This window comes from Avibacterium paragallinarum, assembly GCF_900450705.1.
Taxonomy (GTDB): Bacteria; Pseudomonadota; Gammaproteobacteria; order Enterobacterales; family Pasteurellaceae; genus Avibacterium; species Avibacterium paragallinarum.
In genome coordinates, this window is record NZ_UGHK01000003.1 from 103,318 (window position 1) to 116,664 (window position 13,347).

Annotated in this window: 14 protein-coding genes, 1 other RNA gene and 1 pseudogene; 11 read left to right on the forward strand and 5 right to left on the reverse strand. The window is 39.8% G+C overall.

The features are described from left to right. Window positions 1–3: 3 nt before the first annotated feature. The gene (locus DXZ23_RS14845; protein ID WP_017807446.1) at window positions 4–939 is read right to left on the reverse strand and encodes a KpsF/GutQ family sugar isomerase; all 936 of its coding nucleotides are present in this window, start codon (window positions 937–939) and stop codon (window positions 4–6) included. 117 nt (window positions 940–1,056) lie between these two features. Between DXZ23_RS14845 and rnpB the strand changes: the two genes are divergently transcribed. Next, window positions 1,057–1,447, forward strand: an RNA gene (rnpB, locus tag DXZ23_RS14850) — RNase P RNA component class A. Between the two features lie 67 nt (window positions 1,448–1,514). Here the strand turns inward: rnpB and prmB are convergent. Next, window positions 1,515–2,456, reverse strand: a complete 942-nt coding sequence (gene prmB, locus DXZ23_RS14855; RefSeq protein ID WP_017807445.1) for a 50S ribosomal protein L3 N(5)-glutamine methyltransferase — start codon at window positions 2,454–2,456, stop codon at window positions 1,515–1,517. 95 nt (window positions 2,457–2,551) lie between these two features. Between prmB and smrB the strand changes: the two genes are divergently transcribed. The 4 genes from smrB (at window position 2,552) to folC (ending at window position 6,343) form a co-directional block, all read left to right on the forward strand. After that, the gene (gene smrB, locus DXZ23_RS14860) at window positions 2,552–3,055 is read left to right on the forward strand and encodes an endonuclease SmrB (RefSeq protein WP_017807444.1); all 504 of its coding nucleotides are present in this window, start codon (window positions 2,552–2,554) and stop codon (window positions 3,053–3,055) included. 201 nt (window positions 3,056–3,256) lie between these two features. Beyond that, window positions 3,257–4,075 (forward strand): tRNA pseudouridine(38-40) synthase TruA, encoded by an 819-nt coding sequence (gene truA, locus DXZ23_RS14865; protein ID WP_017807443.1) that lies wholly within the window; start codon window positions 3,257–3,259, stop codon window positions 4,073–4,075. A 47-nt stretch (window positions 4,076–4,122) separates the two neighbouring features. Further along, window positions 4,123–5,022, forward strand: a complete 900-nt coding sequence (gene accD / locus DXZ23_RS14870) for an acetyl-CoA carboxylase, carboxyltransferase subunit beta (protein ID WP_017807442.1) — start codon at window positions 4,123–4,125, stop codon at window positions 5,020–5,022. Continuing rightward, window positions 5,015–6,343, forward strand: coding sequence for a bifunctional tetrahydrofolate synthase/dihydrofolate synthase (folC, locus tag DXZ23_RS14875; protein WP_017807441.1), 1,329 nt, complete (start codon window positions 5,015–5,017; stop codon window positions 6,341–6,343). Before accD ends, folC begins: the two co-directional genes overlap by 8 nt. Before the next feature lie 53 nt (window positions 6,344–6,396). On the opposite strand, the gene DXZ23_RS14880 is transcribed toward folC, so the two are convergent. Next, entirely contained in the window at window positions 6,397–7,401 is a 1,005-nt protein-coding gene (locus DXZ23_RS14880; RefSeq protein ID WP_017807440.1) for an ornithine carbamoyltransferase, read from the reverse strand. Window positions 7,402–7,478: 77 nt separating this feature from the next. Between DXZ23_RS14880 and DXZ23_RS14885 the strand changes: the two genes are divergently transcribed. The 3 genes from DXZ23_RS14885 (at window position 7,479) to cspD (ending at window position 8,833) form a co-directional block, all read left to right on the forward strand. Then, on the forward strand, window positions 7,479–7,649 hold the full coding sequence (locus tag DXZ23_RS14885; protein ID WP_017807439.1) for a YoaH family protein: 171 nt from the start codon (window positions 7,479–7,481) through the stop codon (window positions 7,647–7,649). Window positions 7,650–7,741: 92 nt separating this feature from the next. Further along, on the forward strand, window positions 7,742–8,392 hold the full coding sequence (locus tag DXZ23_RS14890) for an IS1595-like element ISHpa1 family transposase (RefSeq protein WP_017806567.1): 651 nt from the start codon (window positions 7,742–7,744) through the stop codon (window positions 8,390–8,392). Window positions 8,393–8,611: 219 nt separating this feature from the next. After that, window positions 8,612–8,833 (forward strand): cold shock domain-containing protein CspD, encoded by a 222-nt coding sequence (gene cspD / locus DXZ23_RS14895; protein WP_026138643.1) that lies wholly within the window; start codon window positions 8,612–8,614, stop codon window positions 8,831–8,833. Window positions 8,834–9,077: 244 nt separating this feature from the next. Here cspD and DXZ23_RS14900 read toward each other — a convergent pair whose 3' ends face one another. Both DXZ23_RS14900 and DXZ23_RS14905 read right to left on the reverse strand, forming a co-directional pair. After that, window positions 9,078–9,728, reverse strand: coding sequence for an IS1595-like element ISHpa1 family transposase (locus tag DXZ23_RS14900; RefSeq protein WP_035695512.1), 651 nt, complete (start codon window positions 9,726–9,728; stop codon window positions 9,078–9,080). Window positions 9,729–9,869: 141 nt separating this feature from the next. Beyond that, window positions 9,870–10,604, reverse strand: coding sequence for a helix-turn-helix domain-containing protein (locus DXZ23_RS14905; RefSeq protein WP_021724732.1), 735 nt, complete (start codon window positions 10,602–10,604; stop codon window positions 9,870–9,872). Between the two features lie 209 nt (window positions 10,605–10,813). Here DXZ23_RS14905 and DXZ23_RS14910 point away from each other — a divergent pair, with 209 nt between their 5' ends. The 3 genes and pseudogenes from DXZ23_RS14910 (at window position 10,814) to DXZ23_RS14920 (ending at window position 13,220) form a co-directional block, all read left to right on the forward strand. Further along, window positions 10,814–11,041 carry a helix-turn-helix domain-containing protein gene (locus tag DXZ23_RS14910; RefSeq protein WP_017805661.1) on the forward strand — a complete coding sequence of 76 codons (228 nt, stop codon included), beginning with the start codon at window positions 10,814–10,816 and terminating at the stop codon, window positions 11,039–11,041. Window positions 11,042–11,057: 16 nt separating this feature from the next. Then, window positions 11,058–11,822: pseudogene (locus DXZ23_RS14915) on the forward strand (DNA-binding protein); the annotation flags it as partial. Window positions 11,823–11,880: 58 nt separating this feature from the next. Further along, window positions 11,881–13,220, forward strand: a protein-coding gene (locus DXZ23_RS14920; protein ID WP_114995388.1) for an IS3 family transposase whose coding sequence is annotated in 2 segments (ribosomal slippage) — window positions 11,881–12,331 and window positions 12,331–13,220 — 1,341 coding nt in all. Because the reading frame shifts where the segments join, the coding sequence is not laid out codon by codon here. Window positions 13,221–13,347: the final 127 nt, after the last annotated feature.

Sequence of the window (13,347 nt, forward strand, 5' to 3'; positions counted from 1 at the left end):
GTATTAGCTCGAAAATTCAATTAAGCCGACCACTTTATTGTTCTCATCTAAGGCAATTAAGGAATGGATTTTATTTTCTTTCATAAAGTTTTCCGCTTCTGCCAAATAACAATGAGAAGAAATGGTTTTCGGATTGGTGGTCATTATTTCTTGTGCGGTTGTAGTAAGAGCGGCAGCCCCTTGTTTGCTCAGCGTGCGGCGAATATCGCCATCAGTAATAATGCCTTTTAATTCATCATCTTGCATTATAATAGCAACGCCCATACGCCTCTCGTTCATAATGGTGAGACAATCGACAAAAGACGTATCCAGTTGAGCGATAGGGAGCTTCGTTTGCATTTGATCTTTAACCCGTGAGAGCAAACGTTTGCCAAGGCTACCACCGGGGTGATATTTGGCAAAATCTTCAGGTTGGAAATTTCTAGCGGTAATTAATGCCACCGCAAGCGCATCGCTGAGTGCCAGCGTTACCAGTGCCGAAGTGGTGGGGGCAAGATTATTCGGGCAAACTTCTCGCTCAACGGTAATATCCAGCACATAGTCCGCGTGTTTGGCGAGGGTAGATTGTTTATTGCTAGTTAAAGCAATGATTTTATTACCAAAATTCTTGAGGCTTGGAATGAGTTTGTTTACGTCATCGGTTTCGCCACTGTATGAAATCAACATCACAATATCAATGGGCTTGAGCATTCCCAAATCACCGTGAAAGGCTTCCGTTGGGTGCAGGAAAAAACTTGGTGTGCCAGTGGAAGCAAAGGTGGCAACCATTTTTTTGCCGATTAATCCTGATTTCCCAATGCCGCCAACCACAAGGCGACCTTCACAGTTCAAAATGAGATCCACCACTTGGTTGAATTGCTGATCCAAACGTTGGCTTAATTGACGTAAGGCATTTTGCTCCACCGCAAGGGTATCTTGAGCAATGTGTAGATAATCCATTATTATCTCCGATCACATAAAAAGTGCGGTTATTTTAACGTAAGTTTTTTGTGAACTCTAGCAGTCATTTTTCTGAGTTTTCTTGCATTTGTTTGATATTCCGTTATACTCTCGCCCTGAGTTAGCCAAACAATCGCTGGTTTATTGAAGCCCTAAACCGTTTGTATAAACGACCTAGTGGGACAAATAGACGAGAGGAAAGTCCGGGCTACATAGGGCAGAGTGCCAGATAACGTCTGGGAGGCGAGAGCCTACGACAAGTGCAGCAGAGAGCAGACCGCCGATGGCTCATTTGAGATCAGGTAAGGGTGAAAGGGTGCGGTAAGAGCGCACCGTGTGAGTGGTAACATTTCACAGCAGGGTAAACTCCACTCGTAGCAAGACCAAATAGGAACTCAATGGGTGGCCCGCTCAGAGTTCGGGTAGGTTGCTTGAGCGTTTGTGCGAACAAACGCCTAGATGAATGATTGTTCAACGACAGAACCCGGCTTATCGACTAACTCAAGGAATAAAATAGCCTCCATTTTGGAGGCTTTAAACTTAAGAAATATTTTTTTAAAGCAAGATATTTTAGTTTAGAGGGATTCTTTAAAATAAATAAGATCTTTTTTACCTAATGAGAATACTCCAACGCCACCATTTTTTAATTCTAGCCAATTAAAAGGAACATTGGGGAATTGCTCAATCAAGTGAATCATACTGTTTCCAACTTCACAGATAAGTATACCGTCGTCAGTTAAATAATCCGCAGCAGATTTTAAAATCCTTTTTGTAATATCTAGACCATCGATTCCAGAACCTAGTGCCATTTCAGGTTCGTAATGGTATTCCTCTGGCATTTCATCAAGATCTTCTTGATCGACATAAGGAGGATTGGCTACGATTAAATCATATTTATCTAAAGGGATATTAAAGAATAAATCTGATTGTATAGGAAATACGCGATCGTTCAAATTATGGTGGGTAATGTTGATTTCAGCAACATCTAATGCATCTGTAGAAAGATCAATTGCATCGACTTCAGCATTAGGAAACTGCATTGCACAAGCGATAGCGATACAACCGCTCCCTGTACACATATCCATAATCCTTTTTGGGGGATGTTTTAGAATACCAGCAAATTTTTCTTCGATTAACGCACTAATAGGGGAACGAGGAATAATAACACGTTCATCCACATAAAATTCTAAACCACAAAACCAAGCACTATGGGTTAAATAGGCAATAGGTATTCGCTGTTCAATACGAGCAACAATAAGGGCGATGAGTTTTGATTTTTCACTCTGAGTTAGATTAGTATCATATAACTCATTTGGAATATCAAAAGGCAATTTAAGACCACTTAGAACGAGTTGTTGGGCTTCATCCCAAGCATTGTCATAGCCGTGTCCATAGTATAAATTTGAGCAATTAAATGTGCTATATGTCCAGCGAATGAAGTCTTTAATTGTTTTTAACGAAGCGATAACGTCGTCAGTGTTAATTTGGGACGTTAATTCTTGATTGTAGTTATTCATCAACTATTTCCTAGTTAAAAGGATTAAATTGAAGCTATTTATAACATAATCCTATGCTATGATTAAGTTTATTTTTTCGTAGTTAGATAGAGAATATGTTAAAAGATGAAGATTTAGTCCTATTCCGTGATGAGGTTCAAGGAATAAAACCTTTGAAGCAAAATGAGATTATACCTGTTTATAAAAAGCCTAACCAAAATCAGAGGTTGAGAGAACAGCGAGAAAAAGAGGATACACTATTCTTTTTTTCTGATGATTATGAACCCTTATTGAATGAAGAGGGGAGACTCAAATATCTACGAAGTGGAGAAGATAGCTATTTACTTAAACAGTTGCGACGAGGTGATTTTTCTCCTGAAATCTTTTTAGATTTACATGGATTAACGAGGGAGCAGGCTAAATTAGAATTAGTGGCATTGTTTCAAGCTTGCGAAAGAGAACATATTTATTGTGCGAGCATTATGACTGGATATGGCACTTATACGTTAAAACGTCAAATACCCCGATGGTTGGTACAATATCCAAGAGTAAGGGCATTACATCAAGCACCGAAAGAGTGGGGAGGAGAAGCTGCCATTTTAGTTTTACTTGATGTATAAGATGACATCTGCAGAGGCTTTATTTGATAATCTAAAGTGCGGGTCAAAATAGCAATAATTTTTTCATAGCCTAACTGTTGGCTAAATTTTAGTGGGATCCTATTTGAAATTTCACCATCTAGTAGGGACTTCTGTTAAGAGTTCATCAAGATCTAAATTTACTTTATAATGCCTCTCTCTTTGATTAGTAAGGATCGTAAAATGAAAATCGCCCTCGGCATTGAATATAACGGAAAAAATTATTTTGGCTGGCAGAAACAAGAAAAGGTGGCTAGCGTGCAGGAATGTTTAGAAAAAGCCATTTCTTTTGTGGCGAATGAGGAATGCCAAATTTTCTGTGCGGGGCGGACGGATTCAGGGGTACACGCTACGGGGCAGGTGGTGCATTTTGAAACCAATGCGGTGCGTGCAGAAACGGCGTGGAGCTTTGGGGTGAATGCGAATTTGCCTGATGATATTGCCGTGTCTTGGGCAAAGCAGGTGAGCGATGATTTTCACGCTCGTTTTAGTGCCACTGCCCGCCGTTATCGCTATGTGATTTACAATAATAAATTGCGATCGGCGATTTTACCTGAGGGCGTAACCCATTATCATCAGCCTTTAGATCACCAATTAATGCACGAAGCGGGGCAAGCGTTGCTTGGAGAGAATGATTTTTCCTCGTTTCGAGCGGCACAGTGCCAATCTAATACGCCGTGGCGGAATATTCATCATCTGAATGTGGTCAGACAAGGGAAATACATCATCGTGGATATTCAAGCCAATGCCTTTGTACATCATATGGTGAGAAACATTGTAGGCAGCCTAATGGAAGTGGGGGCAGGGCGGCAGCCTGTGGAATGGATTAGCTGGCTGTTGGCACAACGAAACCGTAAACTCGCCGCACCCACTGCGAAACCTGAGGGGCTTTATTTGGTGCAAGTGCATTACCCTTCGTCCTTTGAAATCCCACAAAATGCACTCGGGCCGTTGTATTTGTCGGATCAGTTGTCAGATTTTAACGCTAGAATATCGCCTTAAATTATGGTGTAATAAGCGGAATTTTTTGTTAATAAGAAAGGTTTAGAATGAGCTGGATTGATCGAATTTTTAGTAAGAATACCTCTTCCAATTCGCGTAAAGCAAATGTGCCAGAAGGCGTGTGGACGAAATGTACTTCTTGCGAACAAGTGTTATATCGCGATGAATTAACACGCAATTTAGAAGTTTGTCCAAAATGTGGACACCATATGCGTATTGACGCTCGCACCCGTTTATTGGCATTGTTAGATAAAGAAAGTGCGGTAGAAATTGCAGCCGATTTAGAGCCAAAAGATGTGCTGAAATTTAAAGATTTAAAGAAATATAAAGATCGTATCTCAGCCGCACAAAAAGAAACGGGCGAGAAAGACGCGTTAATCGCAATGGCTGGAACATTATATGGAATGCCTGTGGTTACCGCCGCTTCAAACTTTAGCTTTATGGGCGGTTCAATGGGAGCAGTGGTGGGAGCGAAATTTGTCAAAGCCGCTGAAAAAGCCATTGAAGAAAATTGTCCTTTTGTCTGTTTTTCTGCCAGCGGTGGGGCAAGAATGCAAGAAGCCTTGATTTCCCTAATGCAAATGGCAAAAACCAGTGCAGTGTTAGCGAGAATGCGTGAAAAAGGCGTGCCGTTTATTTCCGTTCTCACTGATCCAACGTTGGGCGGTGTTTCAGCCAGTTTTGCAATGCTTGGGGATATTAACATTGCCGAGCCGAAAGCCTTAATTGGCTTCGCTGGCCCTCGTGTTATCGAACAAACCGTGCGTGAAAAACTGCCCGAAGGCTTCCAACGCAGTGAATTTTTACTAGAGAAAGGGGCGATTGATATGATCGTGAAACGCGGTGAAATGCGTGATACCTTGGCAAGTTTATTAAGCAAACTGTCCAATAAACCTTCGCCTTTTGTTGAGCCTGAACTCGTCGAAAATCTGCTAGAGAATGAATAACCATCGTCATCAATTAACAGCCACTTCGCCATTGTCGCAGTGGCTTTCTTATTTAGAGCAAAGCCATTTCAAAGCCATTGATCTGGGCTTAGAGCGTATTAAATCCGTAGCGGAGCAACTTGATTTATTAAATCCCGCCCCCTTTGTAATTACCGTAGGGGGAACAAATGGCAAAGGCACAACCTGCCGTTTGTTGGAGGGCATTTTGCTCAATGCAGGGTATCGCGTTGGCGTGTATTCTTCGCCCCATTTACTGCGTTATAACGAACGGGTACGCATTCAAAATCAAGAATTGCCTGATGAACAACACAGTGCGTCTTTTGCCTTTATTGAGCAAAATAAAACGCAATCTTTGACTTATTTTGAATATAGCACCTTATCCGCATTGCATTTGTTCAAACAGGCACAGCTTGATGTGGTGATTTTAGAAGTGGGGCTAGGCGGGCGTTTAGATGCCACTAATATTGTGGATAGCGATCTGGCGGTGATTACCAGTATCGATATTGATCACACCGACTTTCTCGGGGATACACGAGAGCAAATTGCTTTTGAAAAAGCGGGGATTTTTCGGGCGAATAAACCCGTTATCATCGGCGAGCCAAATGTACCTCATTCAATGTTAGCACAGGCTGAAAAATTGCATTGCCAAGTTAGCCGCCGCGATGTGGATTGGCATTTCACCGCTTCAGCCTCTGATTGGCAATGGCACAATGAAAAAGTGCGGTTAGAAAATTTACCCTTTCCGCATATACCACTTGCCAATGCCGCAACGGCTTTAGCGGTGTTGCCTTATTTACCGTTTAATATTGCTGAAGTTCAGATTCGCGAAGCCTTGCAACAGGTTCAGCTTGCGGGGCGTTTTCAGGCATTGAATGATGAGCAACGACACCGCTTGGCAGAAAAACTCGCTTGTAGTGAAAAAACATTGCCACAAACAATTTTAGACGTAGGGCATAATCCACACGCGGCAAAATATTTAGTCGAAAAACTGACCGCACTTAAAAATCCGACACAACGCATCATCGCGATTTGTGGCATTTTGAAAGACAAAGACACGCAAGGTGTGCTTTCTCCATTGCTTGATGTGATTGATGAATGGCATTGTATTAGCTTGTCAGGTTATCGCGGACAACGTGGCGAAGAATTGTTAGCCGAACTGCAAGCGGTGGCGTTATCGCAAAACAAAACGCTGAAAGCAAGTTCATCTTCTTCAATGGAGCAAGCACTACAAAGTGCGGTGCAAAATTCGCAAGAAAATGATGTCCTACTCGTTTTTGGTTCGTTTTATACCGTAGGGCAGTTGTTGGAATTATTAGCATAAAAAATGCCCGACTAAGGGCATTTTTTGTGGCAGTTATAATATTAATGAAGTCATTATGCTAAAGACGCTACCATTACCGCTTTAATAGTATGCATACGGTTTTCTGCTTGATCAAAGGCGATGTTCATTGGTGATTCAAACACCTCTTCCGTGACTTCAATGCCATTTGCTAAGTGCGGGTATTTTTCGGCGATTTTTTTGCCGACTTCGGTTTCGCAATTATGGAAAGCGGGCAGGCAGTGCATAAACTTCACTTTAGGATTGCCGCTGCGTTGCATTAGAGCAGGGGTTACTTGATAAGGTAACAGCAAATTAATGCGTTCGCCCCAGCTTTCAAGTGGTTCGCCCATTGATACCCAAACGTCCGTATGCACGAAATCAACGCCTTTCACGGCAAGCTCTACATCTTCTGTAATGGTGATTCTTGCTCCTGTTTGCTGTGCGAACTCCTGACACATTGCCACTAATTCCGCTTCTGGTTGCAAGGCTTTTGGTGCACAAATGCGTACGTCCATTCCTAATTTTGCCCCGATTAATAACAATGAATTGCCCATATTATTGCGTGCATCACCAATATACACATAGCTGATGTCTGATAAGGGTTTATCACTATGTTCCATCATGGTTAATACATCAGCAAGCATTTGAGTTGGGTGAAATTCATCAGTTAAACCGTTAAAGACTGGCACTCCCGCATATTCGGCTAGTTCATTTACTACGGCTTGCTTAAAACCGCGATATTCAATGGCGTCATACATTCTTCCAAGTACGCGTGCGGTATCTTTCATACTTTCTTTATGACCAATTTGGGAGGAGTTTGGATCAATATAGGTTACATTCGCCCCTTGATCGTAAGCAGCCACCTCAAAAGAGCAACGTGTTCGGGTAGAGGTTTTTTCAAAAATGAGAGCAATATTTTTTCCTTTTAATCTAGGTTGTTCCGTTCCTGTGTATTTAGCCTGTTTTAATTCTTTGGCTAGTTGAAGTAAAAATTGGATTTCCTGTGGGGTGTGATGAACAAGGCTGAGTAAATGACGGTTTTTTAAGTTAAAAAGCATAATTGTTTCCTCTCGAGTTGTGTTTGTAAATTTTATTGGTATATTACTGATTTCTTTTGGTTTAATAAAGGTAAAATATGTTAGATCAGGCATTATTAAGTTTAACTCACGAACAACAGCAACAAGCCGTAGAAAAAATTCAGGTATTAATGGCTCAGGGAGTGAATAGTGGGGAAGCAATTTCGATAGTCGCTAAAGAACTGAGAGAGCAGCATCAAAAAAACAAGGAAAAAAATAATGTTAAATAACGATTTCTTAGAGAAATAAAACGTATGGGGAATAATTATTTGGGGCTGTCCTAGATAACAACTAAAAAATCTATTTAGGTTAGAATGAACCAATGAGAAAAAGTCGTCTAAGTCAGCACAAACAAAATAAACTCATTGAGCTATTTGTTGCAGGTGTTACTGCAAGGACAGCAGCAGAGTTAGTCAATGTAAACAAAACGACTGCCGCATATTACTTTCATCGTTTACGCCAACTCATCTATCAAAACAGCCTTCACTTAGAGATGTTTGAAGGTGAAATTGAAGCCGATGAAAGTTATTTTGGCGGTGCTCGCAAAGGCAAACGTGGTTGTGGTGCGGCAGGGAAAATTGCGGTATTCGGGCTTCTCAAGCGCAATGGCAAGGTTTATACCGTTGCGGTTCCAAATACGCAATCTGCCACCTTGTTACCCATTATTCGGGAGCAGGTAAAGCCTGATAGTATTGTTTACACCGATAATTATCGTAGTTATGACGTGCTTGATGTGAGTGAATTTAGTCATTTTCGTATCAATCACAGCACACATTTTGCTGAAAATCATAACCACATTAACGGAATTGAGAATTTTTGGAGCCAAGCAAAACGCCATTTACGCAAATTTAATGGTATCCCAAAAGCGCATTTTGAGCTTTATTTAAAGGAATGTGAATGGCGTTTTAATTACAGCAACATAAAAAGTCAAATTTCTATTTTAAAACAATTGGTTAAAGGGAGTTTAGTCTAGTTATCTAGGACAGCCCCAATTATTTAGTTGCTGAATTGTGTAAGCTATACATAGATAAATAAATTTTGTGATCTCTGTTTGATTTTAGACTATTTTCTATTGATAAAAGAATAAATTTATTTAATGATTATGTACCACTTAGGGAGTAAGGCAAGATGCTTTATGAAGTTAAAAATTCTATCTTAGATAGAAAATCCATTTAGAGGTTAAATGTTTATTATGGAAATTGGTGTTGTTAAATGGTTCAATAACGCAAAAGGATTTGGATTTATTTCTGCAGAAGGGTGTGAATCAGATATTTTTGCTCATTATTCAGTGATTGAAATGGAAGGCTATCGTTCTTTGAAAGCAGGACAGAAAGTCAATTTTGAGGTGGTGCATGGAGAAAAAGGGTCGCATGCAACCAAGATAGTACCTATTTTTGAAACGAAAAATAGCTAATTACTTTTTTATTTATTTTTATGGGGTAGTAACAATATTTGCATAAAGTAAAGGAAAAAAATTTGGGGTAAAAATTGCGGGAGGGCTTGTGGTTATTGGGATTGTTGCGGTTGGGGCGTTGGTTTTATGCAAAATAGGAAAATGAGCAGGAATGGTAAAAAATGGGTAAAAATTGGATTATTTTTTGCATAAAAGCGATCGGGGTTTAGATGGTTTTTAAAAGATTTGGGGCTGTCCTAGATAACTAGACTAAACTCCCTTTAACCAATTGTTTTAAAATAGAAATTTGACTTTTTATGTTGCTGTAATTAAAACGCCATTCACATTCCTTTAAATAAAGCTCAAAATGCGCTTTTGGGATACCATTAAATTTGCGTAAATGGCGTTTTGCTTGGCTCCAAAAATTCTCAATTCCGTTAATGTGGTTATGATTTTCAGCAAAATGTGTGCTGTGATTGATACGAAAATGACTAAATTCACTCACATCAAGCACGTCATAACTACGATAATTATCGGTGTAAACAATACTATCAGGCTTTACCTGCTCCCGAATAATGGGTAACAAGGTGGCAGATTGCGTATTTGGAACCGCAACGGTATAAACCTTGCCATTGTGCTTGAGAAGCCCGAATACCGCAATTTTCCCTGCCGCACCACGACCACGTTTGCCTTTGCGAGCACCGCCAAAATAACTTTCATCGGCTTCAATTTCACCTTCAAACATCTCTAAGTGAAGGCTGTTTTGATAGATGAGTTGGCGTAAACGATGAAAGTAATATGCGGCAGTCGTTTTGTTTACATTGACTAACTCTGCTGCTGTCCTTGCAGTAACACCTGCAACAAATAGCTCAATGAGTTTATTTTGTTTGTGCTGACTTAGACGACTTTTTCTCATTGGTTCATTCTAACCTAAATAGATTTTTTAGTTGTTATCTAGGACAGCCCCAAAGATTTTTAAAATAGGTTTAAAACTTTAAAAATGGCAATAAAGATTAAGCAAGGCGGTTTCAAGGAAATCGCCTTGTTTTTATGATGCTTAAACTAAACTATGTCCAATGTGAACTACTTGCCCAATGATTTGGAGATCTTGGGCTTCTTCTGCAGTAATTTTGATTGGGGGGTATTCTTCTTTGTTATCACTCACAAGCTCTACACCGTCCCATTTCATTTTTACACGCTTAACCCATACGCTTTCACCGTTTTGAACTAAGTAAATTTTATCTCCGCCTTTTATTTCGTTTTTACTTAAATCTACAAGTAGTTGATCTCCATCTTCAATAGTTGGGGTCATTGAATCACCATTAGCCCAAAATACAGCACATTTCTCTGGAATAACTCTTAGGCTTTGTAGTAAGGTATCTGAATAAGGTTCTTTCCCATCTGGCTTGGTTACTCCTTCATTAAAACTACCAAAGCCCGCAGATACATTAATTGAACTAAAACTTGTAATCATTGATATTCTTAAATTAGCTAATTCATAGCTTTGAGGAATATCTACAATGGGAGCAACATCTTTTTCTTTAAGTGATAATTGCAAATCCTCTCTATATGCTTCAATAGCATCTTTAAAACCTAGACTCATTTGGGCTTTTTTAGGGAAAGAGGAAATATGGTATTCATATCCCCCTCCTTTGGTTCCTACAGCATCTCTTTTATACCAAGATTCTTTCAATGCCTTACGAGTAATATTTGTTGCCAGTTTTGGCATTTCTGGAAGATCCAATTTTTCTAATTCTTTTGCTGAGTACCAAACTTTTTCTTGTGATTTCATAAACTACCCTTCTTAATCAATTTTAGAAAATGAGATTAAAATGATTAAGTTATTTAAAAACAATAACTTAACAAAAAGATAAGAAAATTTTGAAAATTTTTCTTAATCACCCATTGATTTACAAAGGATTAAGATATATTATTCTTAATCACGGTTAATCAAGTACTTGAATGCGTAGTTAAATAACTAACCCTACAGGATAGATCAAAATGAGCAAGAAAAAAAGAATTACTGATATGCAACGAGCTGATATTCGATATGAATTGATGAAGAAAGGTATTTCTCTATCTCAATTAGGAGTCAAGCACGGATTGGCTAAAACAACATTACGCAATGTTTTTGATAAACGCTATCCGAATGGAGAACGAATTATCGCAGAAGCGTTAGGAATGAAGCCGTGCGAAATATGGCCTAGCCGTTATCAAAAGAATAGCTAAGTAAAAAGGGTTAACTATGAAAGTATGGTTTAGTGCAAAAGAATTAGCTGGTGTAGCTGGATTATCTAAATACCCTACTAATGTTACTAGATTAGCTAAAAAAGAAAAATGGACATCTCGCCCATTAGTTGGTGTGAAAGGCGGTGGTGTTGAATACGCCCTTTCCTCTTTCCCTCAAGAGGTGCAAGAGGAAATCAGAGATAAATTTGCCACATCAGTGGTGGTAGCTAAACCGAAAAAATTGCCTGTAATGCGATCGGTTGCGTTGACTGAATTGACCGAAAAACAACGCCAAGCGGCGGAAGCAAGAATGGCGTTGGTGGCGTATGTGCTGAAGTTGGAAGAAGTGCAACCCCGTTATAAAGCAGTGAAGTTTTTTTGCCAACAGGCTAAACAACATTTGTTATCACCTGAATTAATGCAATTAGTGGCTAAGGCGAATAACAAAAAAGGTGAAAGCCGTGTGATTGGTGAACGCACCTTAAATCAATGGGTGTTGGATTATGAAAAAGCGACCACCCCAGAAGAGCGTTTAAAAGCCCTTGTACCGATGCAACGGGTAGCTAAAAAAGCGGAAGAAATTAGCTGGTTGCCTGATTTTTTAGCGGAATATCGCCAAACCAACGGCATTAATGTGGCAGAAGCCTATGGCTATTTTGCTCAACATTGGCGAGAGCGTTTTGCGGATCAGCCATTAATGCTTGAAATGTTGCCAAGCCTTGATCGTGTTAGACGGGTGCTTGCCAAACTGCCCCGCCACATTAAGGAAATTGGGCGTAAAATGATCTGCACCCCAAAAGTTGGACTAAACAACCAACTGATTAAGGTGCAGATTTTTTATGACTAAATATACTCAACGTTTCAAACAACAAGTGCTCGACTTTTATCATCAAAATGGAAAAAACCGTTCGCTTACTCGCCAGTATTTTCAGCTTCCCCAAAGCACGTTAGCACGTTGGATTGCGAAATTTAATCATAATGGAATCAATGGATTAGCTGTGTTAGGTAAAAAACGATGTTATTCTGTTGAGTTTAAATTAAAGGTTATTCAAGCTATCAAAAAAGGCCAGTGCTCCGCTGAAGCCGCCTGCTTTCGCTTTGATATCCCCAGTTCAGGGATAATTAGTCAATGGTTGCAACGCTTTGAAAAACAAGGTATAGATGGGTTATTACTCAAACCTAAAGGTCGTCCAAGTATGAAACTCAACTCACCTAAAATGCCACCAACGCCCAAAACAGAAGAAGAACGCTTGCGTTACCGAATTTTGGAATTAGAAGCGGAGAATGCAATGCTAAAAAAGTTGCAGGAACTCAACCAACAAAAAATGCAGAAAAAGCCGTCATCGTAAATGCCTTACGCTCGCGTTTCCCGTTGGAATTGTTACTCAGGCTAATCGGATTGGCACGCAGTTCGTTCTTTTATCATCTCAAGCCAAAGTCGGATAAAAATGTAGCGATTTCACAGAAAATAGAGGAAATTTATCGCAAAAATGACGAAAATTATGGTTATCGTCGAATTACCTTGGAATTAAGGAAATACTTGATTATCAACCACAAAAGGGGGCAAGCGATAATGCAACGTTTGGGGTTAAAAGGAAAAAGTAAGCAGAAAAAATATCGTTCTTACCAAGGCAAAGTGGGACACATTGCCGATAATCTGTTGCAACGGGATTTTACGGCAACGATGCCGAATGAGAAGTGGGTAACGGATATCACCGAGTTCAAATGTGCGGAAGGCAAAGTGTATTTATCGCCGATTAAAGACTTGTTTAATAACGAAATTATTGCTTATGATGTGGCGAGAAGTCCGAATTTTGAGCAGATAACTAGAATGTTGACCCAGGCGGTGAACCGATTAGCGGGGGAAAAACCGATACTGCATTCCGACCAAGGATGGCAGTATCAAATGATGGGTTATCGGGAGATATTGAAAAAACACGGTATTACGCAAAGTATGTCGAGAAAAGGCAATTGCCTTGATAATGGTGCGATGGAAAGCTTTTTCGGGCGATTGAAGACGGAATGTTACTTTGGCAAGCGGTTTGAAACCTTTGAACAGCTTGAAAAAGTGATTCACGAGTACATTCATTACTACAACAATGAGCGTATTCAAGTGAAGCTCAAAGGACTAAGCCCTGTGGAATACAGAACTCAGTCCTTGAATGAAATTAGAATATAGTCTAACTTTTTGGGGGCAGATCAAATAAGGGCGTTTATTTTTATCAAGATTTAGAATAAATAACTAAATTTGACACCCCAGTTTACGCCGTGCAATTTCGTTTTCGTATAATGTGTATAGCCAATCA

Bases quoted from the DNA above. Each gene is read 5' to 3' on its own strand.
- DXZ23_RS14890 (WP_017806567.1), top strand. From the start codon at position 7,742: ATGAGAAAAAGTCGTCTAAGTCAGCACAAACAAAATAAACTCATTGAG.
- folC (WP_017807441.1), top strand. From the start codon at position 5,015: ATGAATAACCATCGTCATCAATTAACAGCCACTTCGCCATTGTCGCAG.
- accD (WP_017807442.1), top strand. From the start codon at position 4,123: ATGAGCTGGATTGATCGAATTTTTAGTAAGAATACCTCTTCCAATTCG.
- DXZ23_RS14900 (WP_035695512.1), bottom strand. From the start codon at position 9,728: ATGAGAAAAAGTCGTCTAAGTCAGCACAAACAAAATAAACTCATTGAG.
- cspD (WP_026138643.1), top strand. From the start codon at position 8,612: ATGGAAATTGGTGTTGTTAAATGGTTCAATAACGCAAAAGGATTTGGA.
- DXZ23_RS14885 (WP_017807439.1), top strand. From the start codon at position 7,479: ATGTTAGATCAGGCATTATTAAGTTTAACTCACGAACAACAGCAACAA.
- prmB (WP_017807445.1), bottom strand. From the start codon at position 2,456: ATGAATAACTACAATCAAGAATTAACGTCCCAAATTAACACTGACGAC.
- DXZ23_RS14910 (WP_017805661.1), top strand. From the start codon at position 10,814: ATGAGCAAGAAAAAAAGAATTACTGATATGCAACGAGCTGATATTCGA.
- DXZ23_RS14845 (WP_017807446.1), bottom strand. From the start codon at position 939: ATGGATTATCTACACATTGCTCAAGATACCCTTGCGGTGGAGCAAAAT.
- DXZ23_RS14905 (WP_021724732.1), bottom strand. From the start codon at position 10,604: ATGAAATCACAAGAAAAAGTTTGGTACTCAGCAAAAGAATTAGAAAAA.
- truA (WP_017807443.1), top strand. From the start codon at position 3,257: ATGAAAATCGCCCTCGGCATTGAATATAACGGAAAAAATTATTTTGGC.
- DXZ23_RS14880 (WP_017807440.1), bottom strand. From the start codon at position 7,401: ATGCTTTTTAACTTAAAAAACCGTCATTTACTCAGCCTTGTTCATCAC.
- smrB (WP_017807444.1), top strand. From the start codon at position 2,552: ATGTTAAAAGATGAAGATTTAGTCCTATTCCGTGATGAGGTTCAAGGA.